General features: G+C 70.7%; 12 protein-coding genes. 4 read left to right on the top strand and 8 right to left on the bottom strand.

The features are described 5' to 3' along the window. Nucleotide 1: 1 nt before the first annotated feature. The 6 genes from rplB to ACIGEZ_RS14385 all read right to left on the bottom strand — a co-directional run bounded on the left by rplB (nt 2) and on the right by ACIGEZ_RS14385 (nt 4,233). Nucleotides 2-838: a 50S ribosomal protein L2 gene (gene rplB, locus ACIGEZ_RS14410; protein WP_132912402.1), complete on the bottom strand. Its 837-nt coding sequence runs from the start codon at nt 836-838 to the stop codon at nt 2-4. Between the two features lie 48 nt (nt 839-886). Then, nucleotides 887-1,210 (bottom strand): 50S ribosomal protein L23, encoded by a 324-nt coding sequence (gene rplW / locus ACIGEZ_RS14405; protein WP_352188385.1) that lies wholly within the window; start codon nt 1,208-1,210, stop codon nt 887-889. After that, nucleotides 1,210-1,860 (bottom strand): 50S ribosomal protein L4, encoded by a 651-nt coding sequence (rplD, locus tag ACIGEZ_RS14400; protein ID WP_399830388.1) that lies wholly within the window; start codon nt 1,858-1,860, stop codon nt 1,210-1,212. Before rplD ends, rplW begins: the two co-directional genes overlap by 1 nt. A 4-nt stretch (nt 1,861-1,864) precedes the next feature. Continuing rightward, nucleotides 1,865-2,509, bottom strand: a complete 645-nt coding sequence (gene rplC, locus ACIGEZ_RS14395; protein WP_361965481.1) for a 50S ribosomal protein L3 — start codon at nt 2,507-2,509, stop codon at nt 1,865-1,867. A gap of 13 nt (nt 2,510-2,522) precedes the next feature. Next, a complete protein-coding gene (gene rpsJ, locus ACIGEZ_RS14390) occupies nt 2,523-2,831 on the bottom strand; it encodes a 30S ribosomal protein S10 (protein ID WP_003948644.1) in 309 nt (102 codons plus the stop codon). Between the two features lie 442 nt (nt 2,832-3,273). Beyond that, nucleotides 3,274-4,233 (bottom strand): hypothetical protein, encoded by a 960-nt coding sequence (locus ACIGEZ_RS14385; RefSeq protein ID WP_399830385.1) that lies wholly within the window; start codon nt 4,231-4,233, stop codon nt 3,274-3,276. 223 nt (nt 4,234-4,456) lie between these two features. Here ACIGEZ_RS14385 and ACIGEZ_RS14380 point away from each other — a divergent pair, with 223 nt between their 5' ends. Further along, on the top strand, nt 4,457-4,846 hold the full coding sequence (locus tag ACIGEZ_RS14380) for a hypothetical protein (protein ID WP_399830382.1): 390 nt from the start codon (nt 4,457-4,459) through the stop codon (nt 4,844-4,846). After that, complete coding sequence (locus ACIGEZ_RS14375) at nt 4,843-5,700, top strand: hypothetical protein (RefSeq protein WP_399830380.1); 858 nt, start codon at nt 4,843-4,845, stop codon at nt 5,698-5,700. Before ACIGEZ_RS14380 ends, ACIGEZ_RS14375 begins: the two co-directional genes overlap by 4 nt. 4 nt (nt 5,701-5,704) lie before the next feature. Here ACIGEZ_RS14375 and ACIGEZ_RS14370 read toward each other — a convergent pair whose 3' ends face one another. After that, nucleotides 5,705-6,856, bottom strand: coding sequence for a hypothetical protein (locus tag ACIGEZ_RS14370; RefSeq protein ID WP_399830377.1), 1,152 nt, complete (start codon nt 6,854-6,856; stop codon nt 5,705-5,707). A gap of 124 nt (nt 6,857-6,980) precedes the next feature. Between ACIGEZ_RS14370 and ACIGEZ_RS14365 the strand changes: the two genes are divergently transcribed. Next, nucleotides 6,981-7,802, top strand: a complete 822-nt coding sequence (locus tag ACIGEZ_RS14365; RefSeq protein WP_399830374.1) for an RNA repair domain-containing protein — start codon at nt 6,981-6,983, stop codon at nt 7,800-7,802. A gap of 93 nt (nt 7,803-7,895) precedes the next feature. Continuing rightward, entirely contained in the window at nt 7,896-9,914 is a 2,019-nt protein-coding gene (locus tag ACIGEZ_RS14360; RefSeq protein ID WP_399830371.1) for a PIG-L family deacetylase, read from the top strand. A 59-nt stretch (nt 9,915-9,973) separates the two neighbouring features. On the opposite strand, the gene ACIGEZ_RS14355 is transcribed toward ACIGEZ_RS14360, so the two are convergent. Further along, the gene (locus ACIGEZ_RS14355; protein ID WP_399830369.1) at nt 9,974-12,580 is read right to left on the bottom strand and encodes an N-acetylmuramoyl-L-alanine amidase; all 2,607 of its coding nucleotides are present in this window, start codon (nt 12,578-12,580) and stop codon (nt 9,974-9,976) included. Between the last annotated feature and the right edge of the window lie 67 nt (nt 12,581-12,647).

The raw sequence follows: 12,647 nt of genomic DNA, 5'->3' as shown, positions 1-12,647 counted from the left end.
CCTAGCGCTTCTTGTTCGTCTTGCGGCGGCGGACGATGTACTTGTTCGAAGCCTTCTTCGGCGAACGAGTACGACCCTCCTTCTGACCCCACGGCGAGACCGGGTGGCGACCACCGGAGGTCTTGCCCTCACCACCACCGTGCGGGTGGTCAACCGGGTTCATCGCCACACCGCGAACGGTCGGGCGAACGCCCAGCCAGCGCTTACGGCCGGCCTTACCCCAGTTGATGTTCGACTGCTCGGCGTTGCCGACCTCGCCGATCGTGGCGCGGCAGCGGGCGTCGACCAGGCGGATCTCACCGGACGGCATACGAAGGTGGGCCATCGTGCCCTCCTTCGCCAGCAGCTGCACGGAGGCACCCGCGGAACGGGCGAACTTCGCGCCACCGCCGGGACGGAGCTCGATCGCGTGGATCGTGGTACCGACCGGGATGTTGCGGAGGGCCAGGTTGTTGCCGGGCTTGATGTCGGCCGTGGGGCCGTTCTCCACCCGGTCACCCTGCGCGAGGCCACGCGGGGCGATGATGTAGCGCTTCTCGCCGTCCGCGTAGTGGAGCAGCGCGATGCGAGCGGTGCGGTTCGGGTCGTACTCGATGTGAGCGACCTTCGCCGGCACGCCGTCCTTGTCGTGACGACGGAAGTCGATCACTCGGTAGGCGCGCTTGTGGCCACCGCCCTGGTGGCGGACGGTCACACGACCGGTGTTGTTACGGCCACCCTTGCTGTGCAGCGGGCGGACCAGCGACTTCTCCGGCGTGGACCGCGTGATCTCGACGAAGTCGGCTACGGAGGAGCCACGACGGCCCGGCGTAGTCGGCTTGTACTTGCGGATTCCCATTTCTCAGTCCTCGGAAGATATCCGACTTCTGGACGTCTCCGACCGCCGTCAGGCGGTCGGGCCGCCGAAGATGTCGATACGGTTGCCCTCGGCAAGGGTCACGATGGCGCGCTTGGTGTTGGCGCGCTTGCCGAAACCGGTGCGGGTGCGCTTGCGCTTGCCCTGGCGGTTGATCGTGTTGACCCCGGTGACCTTGACCGAGAAGACCGCCTCGACGGCCTGCTTGATCTGGGTCTTGTTGGCGCCGGGCGCAACGATGAACGTGTACTTGTTCTCGTCGAGCAGCGCGTAGCTCTTCTCGGAGACAACCGGCTTCACGAGGATGTCGCGCGGGTCCGTGAAGGTCTTGCTGGTGATCGTGGCCTCGGACATCAGGCCTCGCTCCCTTCGGTCTCAGCGGCCTTGGGGCCAGACACGAAGGACTCGAGGGCGGCCTGGGTGAAGACCACGTCGTCGGATCGCATCACGTCGTACGTGTTCAGCTGGCCCGGCTCCAGGATGTGCACCTGGGGCAGGTTGCGGGCGGACAGCCACGCGGCCTCGTCGGAGCGCTCGACGACCAGGAGCAGGTTCTTGCGCTCCGAGATCTTGCCGAACAGGCTCTTGGCGGCCTTGGTGGAGATGCCACCCTCGACCACGCCGGTGACGACGTGGATGCGGGAGTGGGTCGCCCGGTCGGAGAGGGCACCGCGGAGGGCGGCGGCCTTCATCTTCTTCGGGGTCCGCTGCGAGTAGTCACGCGGCACGGGACCGTGCACGACGCCACCACCGGCGAACTGCGGGGCGCGGGTCGAACCCTGACGGGCGCGGCCGGTGCCCTTCTGGCGGTACGGCTTCTTGCCACCACCGCGGACCTCGCCACGCGTCTTGACCTTGTGCGTGCCCTGACGGGCGGCGGCCAGCTGCGCGACGACGACCTGGTGGATCAGCGGGATGCTGACCTTGGCCTCGAAGATCTCGGCCGGGAGCTCGACGGTCCCGGTCTTGTCGCCGGAGGGCGACAGAATGTCAATGGTGCTCATATCCTCAGGCCCCCTTGGCCGCGGTGCGGACCAGGACGAGGCCGCCGTTCGGACCAGGAACCGCGCCCTTGATCAGGAGCAGGCCCTTCTCCGCGTCAACGGCGTGAACGGTCAGGTTCTGGGTGGTCACGCGCTCGTTGCCCATGCGGCCGGCCATGCGCATGCCCTTGAAGACTCGGCCCGGGGTGGCGCAGCCACCGATCGAACCGGGCTTGCGGTGCACGCGGTGGGCACCGTGGGAGGCCTTGCCACCACGGAAGTTGTGGCGCTTCATGACACCGGCAAAGCCCTTGCCCTTGCTCTTACCGGTGACGTCGACCTTCACGCCGGCCTCGAAGACCTCGGCGGTGATCTCCTGGCCGAGCGTGTACTCGGAGGCGTCAGCGGTGCGGAGCTCCACCAGGTGGCGGCGCGGGGTGACGTCGGCCTTGGCGAAGTGACCCTTGAGGGGCTTGTTCACCTTGCGCGGGTCGATCTCGCCGAAGGCGATCTGGACCGACTCGTAGCCGTCGATGTCGTTCGTACGCACCTGGGTCACGACATTGGGGCCGGCCTTGACGACGGTCACCGGGACGACCCGGTTGTTCTCGTCCCAGACCTGCGTCATGCCGAGCTTCTCGCCCAGGATGCCCTTGATGTTCTTAGCCATCTCGCGCGTCACCTCAGAGCTTGATCTCGATGTCGACGCCAGCCGGCAGGTCGAGACGCATGAGCGAGTCAACCGTCTTCGGCGTGGGGTCGAGGATGTCGATGAGGCGCTTGTGCGTGCGCATCTCGAAGTGCTCGCGCGAGTCCTTGTACTTGTGCGGCGACTTGATGACGCAGTACACGTTCTTCTCAGTGGGCAGCGGCACCGGGCCCGCGACCGACGCACCAGTGCGGGTCACCGTCTCGACGATCTTCTTCGCCGAGGAGTCGATGACCTCGTGGTCGTAGGCCTTGAGCCGGATGCGGATCTTCTGTCCCGCCATGGCTACTCAGTAGTCCTGTCTATTCGAAACGCTCTGGAACCCGGGGGTTCTACCGACTCCCCCTCCGACCCACGCGGTCGGGCGTGTCGCACTCCCTCTACGAAGAAATCCCTAGGGATTTCCCAACCAAGGGGGTACGGGCCCAAAAACCCGCGAAGCCGGGGGCGGAACACCCACCGGGTGCCTGGTCGGCACCCCGCTGACACTTCCCGGAAGATTCCCGTACGTCCGCCCCTGAGCAGGGGCGACGAGTACTGTGGGACTCGCTTCCGGTCCTCCCGGCGGGAGGCGCGCAGCATCGGCACTCAACCGAGCAACCCCGACAGTCTGCCATACGGGACCATCCGGCCGCCAATCGGGAGCGAAGACTGTACCCCACGTCACGTACGGGTACACGCAGGGGCGCGATCGGGGCCGAATGCGCCCCTGCGTGAGACGACCGTCACGTCCGGGAGGACCTACCGCACTCCTGCGGCAGCTCGTCGAGGTCCTTGCTGCGGTCGTACGGGTCGACGGCGGGCCCGGACGCCTCGGGCGCGGCGGGATCGCCGGTCCAGTCCTCGTCGAAGGTCGGATGGAAGAACCCGTCCTCCGGCCGGCCGCAGTCGTCGTTCCCGACGTTCGAGCTCCACTCGCTCACCGAGAGCTTGCCCTTGGTGACCTCGAACTTCTCCGGGTCGGGCATCGAGAACGTGATCTGCCGCCGCACGATCGTCCGGGCCACCTCGGTGGAGCCGGGCCGCACCTTCACGACCGGGTACACGAAGGTGTAGTCGGTCCGGATCAACACCATGCCGTCCGTCTCGCCCTTCCCGTTCTCGACGGTCATCCGGCCACGCGTCTTGACGACGCTGCCGGCAGGACGCACCTCGGCCGGGGAGAACCGGCTGAACAGCAGCGTCGGATCATCCTGCTCCGACGGCCTGGCCAGCGCCTTCTCCATGCCCGCCTTGACGTCCGGCTGCTCCGGGTCGAGCAGCTTCAGCGCGGCGACCGGCTTCCCGCCCCTGATCACGGCCGGGTCCAGATTGGCCGCCACCAGGAAGTCCCTGGTCGTCCCGAGCGCCGCCGCGACCTGCTCCTCGGACATCCAGCCCGTGGCCTTCGCCGCCGGCAGCTCGATCCCCGCCGCCCCGTCGGCCCAGCGCAGCGCCGGCGACCCCTTGAACGGCTCCCGCAAAGTCGCCCGGTCCGGAAAGGCCTCATCGGACGGCGCCGCGGACGGCCGCTCGCTCTCGGCACCCAGCGGCGTCGTGTCCCCGGCATCCCGCCACGGCATCAGATCCGGCCGAACCACCAGCACGGCCAGCCCCACGGCCACCACGATCCCCACCGCTCCTGACGCCATCCGTGCCCCGGCGCTCTGACCGTCACGGCCATAGCCGTCGTAGTCCCACCCCATGTGTCCCACCCCTGTCTCCACGCTGTGTGCGAGGGGAGGTTTTCACGGTGCCCGGCATGCCTCGACACGCAGGTCAGAGGGCTTCACCATTCCGTGACGGGGGGGCGCACCCCGCAACCGGCGTCACGGCCCAACTGACCGACGCCCATGTCTGGTTGGTGGAACAAGCATGCTCTCTGCCATCATCTGGCCCAACGTCGGCGGGTCAGCCTCGGAGAGATCAATGGACGCATCGCTTGCACAGTTAGTGACCACCGCTGTCGCCCAGGGCGCGCTGGGAGCGGCAGGGGCCGGAGCTCTGGACGGCCTGCTGGGCATGATCCGGCACCGCTTCCGCCGCGACGACCAGGCGATGACCGCGCTCGACGCGGCGGAGTCGGAGCCCGGACCGCTGGTCGAGGCCCTGTCCCGCTACATCGAGAGCGACCCGGCCTTCGCCGAGGACCTGCGCGACTGGCTCAAGGAGTACGGGAACGGTCCGGGCACCGGCAGCACCCCGACCAACCAGCTCCGGCACAGCAACCAGATCTCCGGCACCGTGCACGGAAACGTCATCCAGGGCCAGAACATCCGGGGACGCTTCAGCTTCCGCGGGCTGCGCGGCGACAAGTGACCGACAGACCGGCGGGTGCACGGCCCGCGTCCGAACGGACGGACAACGAGATCTCCGGCGGTTCCCAGGTCGGAGGCAACGCCTACCAGGCCAGGAACATCCACTTCGGGGGCCGCTCGATCGGGCTCACCGTCGTGGCCCTCGCGCTGGTGGCCGCGCTGACCGGCGTCGTCGCGCTCACCAGGGACGGAGAGGGGCCGGGTCAGCCGGTCGCGAAGACGCAGACTCCGAGCGTGACCGCGACCGCGTCGTCGGGCTCGCCCAGCCCGAACCCCACCCCCACGGCCTCGACGACGCCTTCCAGCGCGCCCCCGCCGGCGGCACCGGCTCAGCCGGGCCCGCGCGCGAAGGCGACGCCCAAGGTGAAGGCGGCGACGGACAGTCGTGCCTTCGAGGCAGGGGACCTCTACTGCGGAGACTGGCGCACCTCCTGGAAGAACCTCAGGGTCGCTTCGTGCGTGCGGGTCGACACGGCAGCCTCCAGCGCAACCTTCGGGATCATGGTCAGGAACGTCGGTACGACCCAGGTCGTGGCCCGCGCGCTCGTGCAGATCGCGGGCCTGGGTGCTCCGGAGTGCCCCCTCGGGCGATACGAGACGACGGGCCTCGTGATCAACCCCGGGGGCACGTGGTTCAGCGACCTGGGGAAGTGCGGTGTGGGCGGGCTGAACGGCAAGCACTTCCAGACGGTCGGTTCCGCCATCGAGGACCCCGAGGGCAACGTCGACATCCAGAACGCCACGGTCGTGCACTCGATCCACCCCGCCTTGTCGAAGACGGGCGGCGGGCTGACGTGCCTGATCAACGGCAAGTGGACCGCCTGCGACTCGTACGCCTACCCGCTGAAGCCCTGACCGCTCAGCTCCGGCTGACCGTCCCGCATTCCTGCGGCAGGTCGTCGAGGGGCTTGCTCCGGTCGTACGGGTCGACGGCGGGACCGGTGTCGCTGCCGGGGTCGCGGACCAGGTCCTCCTGGAACTCGGGGTGGTAGAAGCCGTCCTCGGGTCCCTCGCAGGGGGTGTTGCCCGCGCTGTAGTTCCAGTGGAACAGCCACAGCTTGCCCCGCGTCATCCGGTACCGGTCGGGGTCGAGCAGGAGGAAGTCGACCTCTCGGCGGACGATCGTCCGGGCCACCTCGGTGGAGCCGGGGCGGGACTTCACGACCGGGTAGACGAAGGTGTAGTCGGTGCGGATCAGGACCTCCCCCGCCTTCTCGCCCTTCTCGACGGTCATCCGGCCCCTGGTCTTGACCGCCGTGCCCACCTGCCGCACCTCGGCCGGGTCGAACCGGCTGAAGAGCTGCTTGGGGTCGTCCTTCTCCGAGGGCTTCGCCAGGGACCGTTCCACGCCCTCGAGGCCCGGCTGCTTCGGGTCGATCATCTTCAGGGCGGCAGTGGGCCGGGCGCCCCTGAGGACGGCGGGGTCGAGGTTGGCGGCGACGAGGAACTCCCTTGACCGCTTCAGCGCGGCGGCCACCTCGGCCTTCGACATCCAGCCCGTCGCCTTCGCCTCCGGCAGCTCGATCCCCGCCGCCCCGTCGGCCCAGCGCACGGCCGGTGAGCCGTTGAAGGGCTCCTTCAGGGTGGGGCGGTCCGGGTCCACGTACTCCGGGGCCTCGGTCGGCCGGGCCGTCTCCGCGGCGAGCGGAGTCGTGTCCTGCGGGTGGTCCGTCCAGCTCGAGGGCAGGGCGGAGGTCACGCCTTCCGGGAGGTGGTCGGTCAGCAGCTGGGGGCGCAGGGCGATCACGGCGAGGGTTGCTGCCAGGGTGATGCCGACGATGCCCTTGGCACGGCGCCTGCGGTGGGCGCGGCCGTTCATCTCCTGCCAGGCGGGGCCCGTGCGCCAGCCCGCCGGCTCCTGGCGCTTCGGTGACCTCGGCGGCTTCGGCTGCCTCTTCGGACGCGCCTTGCGCAGGGCTCGGTCCTGCGCCTTGGTGCCCAGGCCTTGTTCCTGCGCGGCCTCGACGAACTCGGCCCATTCCTCGTCGGAGACCGACGGCTTCTCGCTCATGTTCTTCCCACCCCTGTGCTACCTGTTGCGATCCGGACGTTCTCACGCCGCCGGACGGGCGGAAAAGCCTGGTCAGGGCCTCTTGATCAGTTCGTGACCGGCCGGATCGGGGCAGACGCGGAGCATGCGCACCAGCGACGAGATCTACCACCGGGTGATCTGGGACCCCAGCCTCGACCCGGAGCGGTTCGTGATGGGGATCGCCGAGCGCGGCGCCGGGCCGAAACGCGTCGACCTGGTGGACTTCGTCGTCGGCGGGGAGATCCCCTGGCACCGGGTGGTGTTCTTCGAGGCGGACGGGGAGCTCGTCTGGGACCGGGCCTCCGGCGTGGACCGGCTGGACGAGAGTCTGGCCGGGCGGGTGCCCCACCGGGACGAGCACGAAAGCGGGGTGCTCGCCGTCGCGCCCACGTACCGGACCGCCCTCGCCTGGCTGCCGCCCGAAGCGCTCTGGGAGCCCGTCCAGCGCATCCGGCGCGTCCACGACCGGCAGATCCACCGCTGGCCGCCGCACGTGAACGTCGTGTACGGGTTCGTGCCCGAGTCCGACTTCCCGCGGGCCCGCGGGCTCGTCGCCGCCGCGCTGCGCGAGGTCCCGCCGTTCCGGGCCCGGCTGCACGGGGTGCACTGGTTCGGGCACCGCGCGGACGCCACCGTATGGCTCGACCCCGCGGCGGCAGGCGGGGAGCCGTGGGCGCGGCTGCGGCAGGCGCTGGAGGAGCGGTTCCCGCTGTGCGGGGACGAGTCCCGGGGGTTCACCCCGCACCTGTCCCTCGGCCGCACCCGCGACCCCCAGACCCTCGCCGCGGCGTTCGAGGAGCAGCTCGGGACCCTGTCCGTACGCGTGACCGAGCTGGTGCTGCTCTCCCGCAGGGCCGACGGCCCGATGCAGGTCAGGGCCAGAGTGCCGCTCGGCGGTGACCACCCGGGTGAATCCCGCGCATGAAGCGCCGCTTACCGTTGAACCCCGGGAATCGAAAATCCGTCTAGCCAGGCGTACGGAGGTCCGGTTACACATCGCACGGGGGACACAGGACCGGTGGACAGCAGAAGAGTGGCGCGGCGCAGCGTGCTCGCAGGAGCGGTCGCGGTCGCCGCGGCGACCGCCGCAGGATGTTCCGTACCGGCGCCGCCGGGCATCGCCGCGACCGCGGACCCCGCGCCCGGCCGGCCGATCTCGCACAGCAGCCGGGCGCTGCTCATGCAGTTCGCCGCCCACCCGGACGACGACCTGTACTTCATGAACCCGGACACCCAGCGCCTGCTCGACGCGGGCGTCCCGGTCGTCTCCGTGTACGTCACCGCCGGCGAGCACACCGGCCGGAACTGGATCAAGGGCATGCCGAAGACGGCACCCGACCGCGCCGCCTACTCCTCCGCGCGCCACCAGGGCCTGCGCCAGGCGTACGCGGACGCACTCGGCGCGGACCGGTTCGCCCCCTGGCAGAAGGGCGTCGCCGCGCTCGCCGGCGGCCGGCACGCCGAGGTCGACACGCTCGTCCACGAGGGGCGCCGGGTCGAGCTGGTCTTCCTCAACCTGCCGATGCACACCCCCCGCCGCTACATGGCCCTGCCGGCCCTGTGGGAGGACCGCGCCCTCGAACTGCGCACCCATCTGTCCGCCGACTCCCCCGTGACCCGTGCGGACACCTACGACCACGGGCAGCTGATCGAGGTCCTCGCCGGGCTGCTCGCGCAGTACCGGCCGACGGTCGTGCACACCCTCGACCCCGACCCGGACATCCAGATCAGCGACGAGGCCACCCGCGGCCGGGACAGCGAGCAGCCCGGCTACTCCGACCACGGCGACCACACCGCCGTCGCCTGCTTCACCTGGGCCGCGCTGCTGCGCTGGGTCGCCGACGCCGGCGCGGACGGCGGGGCGATACCCGCGTTCACCACGACCGCCTTCCGCGGCTACTACAACCGCCACTGGCCCAAGAACCTCCCGCCGGGGGTCCTCGCCGAGAAGGCCGCCCACCTCGTCCCGTACGGCGGCGACCCGTCCTGGAACTGCGGCAACCCGTCCGGCTGCGGCGACTACGGCGTCGGCGGTGACCGGCCGCTCACCAACCGGAAGGGCTGGGTGCGCTCCACCCACTACCGCTGGCCCACCCGCGGGCCGGCCGTCGCCGGTGGGCCCGGCGGACGGATCGACGCCTACGGCGTGCTCGGTCTTCGCGCGGTCCGCTGGCGCGAGCGGGAACGCGGTACGGGCCTGTTCGGCGAGCCCGAGGACCTGGGCGGCGGGCCACTGGTGCCCGCGCTCGGCTCGGCGGTGCTCGGCGACGGCCGGGTGCTGCTCTTCGGGGTGCGCATCGCCTCGCTGGCCGGCCGCGGCGGCACCAACCGGCGCGAGCTCGTCCTGCTGGAACAGCGTTCCCCCGGCGGCCCCTTCCTCGCCTGGCGGGGCCTCGGCAACCCGGAGCGGGGCGACGACCGTGGCCGGCGGATCGGCGCGCCGGTCGCCGTCGCCGCGCCCGACGGGCGGGTCCACCTCTTCGTACGCGACGCGGACAAGGGCGTCGCGACGCGGGTACGGGCCGCCGACGGCGGCTGGGGCCCCTGGCGGCGCCTCGGCGGCGACGGCTCGGGCGGCTCGGGCGGCGAGGTCCAGGACGGACTGACGGCGCTGGTCGACACCGCGGGCCGGGTGCACCTCCTGGCGGCCGGCCGCGACGCCGTACGCCACTGGGTCGACGGCTCCCCCGCCGCCCCCCTCCCCCTCGCCGGCGACCCGGTCGCCGCGATCCCGGCCCCGGGCGGCGTCCAGATCTTCTACCGCCACCCGGCCGAGGCCCGGCTGCGCGCCACCCCCGGCGAGGCCCCCTCCTTCGACGGCTACGGCCTCCTGTCCGCCGCCCCCGGCCCCCGCGGCCCGGTCCTCCTCGGCCGCGACCCGCGCCACCAGGTCCAGCTGCACAGTGGCGGCCGCCTGTTCACCCGTACGCAGGGGACGACGCCGGTCGGCGACCCCGTCCTGCACGGGGCGACGACGGCGGTCGGACTGGGCGCGGACGCACGACCGTGGGCGTGGCGGCCCGAGCGATCGGCCTAGAAGCGGAAGGGCCCGCCTCCCGGGAAGGGAGACGGGCCCGAACTCGCTCTGACCTCAGTTCACTTGATGAAGTAACCGGTGACGTCGGCGAGCAGGTCGACCGTGCCGGCGTGGTTGTAGAAGCTGACCTTGCCGTCCGGGCTGACCGGGACGACCACCAGGTTGGCGATCGAAAGGCCGGCGGTGAAGTTCAGACTCGACGCCGACGGTCGGGTGGCCAGATCGCTCGGGTAGACCGAGACGAAGCTGGACGCGGTCGGGTTGGTCGCCGTCACGTTGAGGACGACCGCGGTGACGCCGGAGGCCGGAATGCCGTTGGCCCCGGTCACCTGGAGCGCCACGGTCTTCCCTGCGCCCACCTTCGCCTTCGGCACGCCCTGGCCCGCGATCGTGTTCATCAGCCGCTTCGGGCCGATGTTGATGTGCTTGGCCTGGGTGGTGTCGGTGGTGAAGTAGCCGGTGACGTCGCCGAGCAGGTCGACGGAACCGGCGCGGTTGTAGAGGCTGATCTTGCCGTCGGCGCCGACCGGGACGATCACCAGGTTCGGGATCGACTGCCCCGCGGTGAAGTTCAGGTTCGAGGTGCTCGGGCGGGCGGTCCCGCTCGGGTACACGGACACGAAGCTGGTCGCGGTGGGGTTGGTCGCCGTCACGTTGATCACGACGGCGGTGACGCCGGTGGCCGGGATGCCCGGCTGCCCCGTGATCTGCAGAGAGGTGGTGGCGCCCGGACCGAGCTTGCCCTTCGGCACGCCGACGCCGGCGATCGTGTTCATCAGCCGGGTGGGCGGCACGCTGGCGAACGTGGAGCCGCTGTTGTCCTGTACGTAGTAGCCGGTGATGTCGGCGAGCAGGTCGGCGTAGCCGGCGTGGTTGTAGAACCGCACCTTGCCGTCGGCACCGACGGGGACGACCACCAGGTTCGGTATGGACTTCCCGGCCGTGAAGTTCAGGTTCGACGTGCTCGGGCGGGCGGTCCCGCTCGGGTACACGGACACGAAGCTGGACGCGGTCGTGTTGGTCGCGGTCACGTTGAGCACGACCGCACCGACGCCGGTGGCGGGGATGCCCTGAACGCCGGTCACCTGCAGCGCGACCTCACGGGCCGGACCGAGCTTGCCCTTCGGCACGCCGACGCCGGCGATGGTGTTCATCAGACGGGTCGGGGCGACCGGCTTGAAGGTCTTCGGCCCCGGGACGGTCACGGTGACCGACGGCGAGGTGGTCACCTTGCCGGAGGTGTGCGTGCCGCGGACGGCGACGGTGTGGGCGCCGTAGCCGGTGACCGTCGTGGAGACGCTACGGGCGGTGCCGCCGGTGGAGGCGACGACCTGGCCGTCGACCAGCAGCTCGAACTTGTGGAGGAAGGTGTTCGAGGTGGTGGTGGACCAGTTCGCGGTGATCGGGCCGGCCGTCTCGTAGCCGCTGCCGGACTTCGTGGCGCCGCCGCTCAGCGTGACGCCGAGGCCGGCCACGGTGCCGGTGGCGTAGGCGCGGATCTTCGGCATCTGCGGGTAGAGCATGTTGCCGGGGCACTGGGTGTTGAAGCCGTTGCGGTGACCGGAGGTCGCGGCGAAGGAGTACACCTTGTTGACCTCGAAGGAGTCGCCGAAGAAGTTCTTCTGCGTGACACCGGCGGTCAGCTGCGCCGTGCCGTTCGGGTCCACACCGTACTGGCCGAGCTTGTACGCGACGACCTTGGAGGCCGAGGCGAGCGCGGCTTCCGGCGCCGCCTGGTTGGTGAAGTCACCGATGATCGCCACGCTGGTCGACTCGGCGTTCCAGCCGTAGGTGTGCGCACCCAGGACCGGCTGGTCGATGCCGCCCTTGCGCCCCTCGAAGATGGTGCCGCACTTGTCGACGAGGAAGTTGTAGCCGATGTCGCGCCACTTCTCGACGTCCACGTGGTAGTCGAGGATGCTTCGGACCACGCTGGCCGACTGCGCGCACTGGTAGTCCGCGCTCGTCGTGTGGTGCACGAAGGCGGCCTTGATCTTGCCGCCGATCAGGTACTGGGCGGACTCGGGCGTCTTGTCCTCGATCGCCTGTCCGCCCCACACGGCACGGGTGACGATCTTCGGCTGCGGGGCGGTCGAGACCGGCCCGGGGACGCTCGGCGGCGTGGTCGGCGGGTCGGCGACCGCGAAGGCGGCCGGGGCGGCGTTCAGATCGCCGCTCTCCTTCGCCTCGGCGCCCGCGCTGCCCGGGTCGACCATGTTGAGCTTGAGGCCCGCCGGAAGGGTGCCGACGGCCGCGCCGTCGCTGATCCGGACCTCGGCGCCGTCGGAGGGGCCGACCCAGAGCGGCTCGGTGGAGCCGGGGGCGCCCGAGCGCCTGCCGTCCATGCCGGCCGGGTGCGGCTCCAGTTCCAGCCAGTCGGACCACTCACCGGTCTCGATGCTGCGGGTGCGCGCCTGGATGGTGCCCTTGATCTTCTCGTCCGGGTCCGTCCAGGTCACACCGAGCAGACCGAACGGCTCCGTCGACCGCTGGGAGAGTACGGCCTCACCCTTGCCCTTGTCGGTCAGCGCGAGCTTGTGCAGCTCGCTCGGACCCGAGTCGCTCTTGCCTGCCGCCGTGCTGTACAGGCTGGGCGGGTTCACCGCCCCCTTGTCGTCCTCGGTCCCGAAGACCGCCCCGTTCGCGGCGGCCTGGAATCCCAGCACCGTTGCGGCTGCGAGCGCTGCACCGATCGCTGTGCGGCGGACGCGCTTCCCGGTCGTACGACGTGCT

It is taken from the genome of Streptomyces sp. NPDC085481 (assembly GCF_044541845.1).
GTDB lineage: Bacteria > Actinomycetota > Actinomycetes > Streptomycetales > Streptomycetaceae > Streptomyces.
Note: the sequence above shows the minus strand (reverse complement) of the source record. Positions and strands in the feature narration are given on the sequence as shown.

What these genes read in the sequence shown, in the direction of transcription:
- rplD (WP_399830388.1), bottom strand. Translation starts at nt 1,860, where the DNA reads ATGAGCACCATTGACATTCTGTCGCCCTCCGGCGACAAGACCGGGACC.
- rpsJ (WP_003948644.1), bottom strand. Translation starts at nt 2,831, where the DNA reads ATGGCGGGACAGAAGATCCGCATCCGGCTCAAGGCCTACGACCACGAG.
- ACIGEZ_RS14385 (WP_399830385.1), bottom strand. Translation starts at nt 4,233, where the DNA reads ATGGGGTGGGACTACGACGGCTATGGCCGTGACGGTCAGAGCGCCGGG.
- ACIGEZ_RS14380 (WP_399830382.1), top strand. Translation starts at nt 4,457, where the DNA reads ATGGACGCATCGCTTGCACAGTTAGTGACCACCGCTGTCGCCCAGGGC.
- ACIGEZ_RS14370 (WP_399830377.1), bottom strand. Translation starts at nt 6,856, where the DNA reads ATGAGCGAGAAGCCGTCGGTCTCCGACGAGGAATGGGCCGAGTTCGTC.
- ACIGEZ_RS14365 (WP_399830374.1), top strand. Translation starts at nt 6,981, where the DNA reads ATGCGCACCAGCGACGAGATCTACCACCGGGTGATCTGGGACCCCAGC.
- rplC (WP_361965481.1), bottom strand. Translation starts at nt 2,509, where the DNA reads ATGGCTAAGAACATCAAGGGCATCCTGGGCGAGAAGCTCGGCATGACG.
- rplW (WP_352188385.1), bottom strand. Translation starts at nt 1,210, where the DNA reads ATGTCCGAGGCCACGATCACCAGCAAGACCTTCACGGACCCGCGCGAC.
- rplB (WP_132912402.1), bottom strand. Translation starts at nt 838, where the DNA reads ATGGGAATCCGCAAGTACAAGCCGACTACGCCGGGCCGTCGTGGCTCC.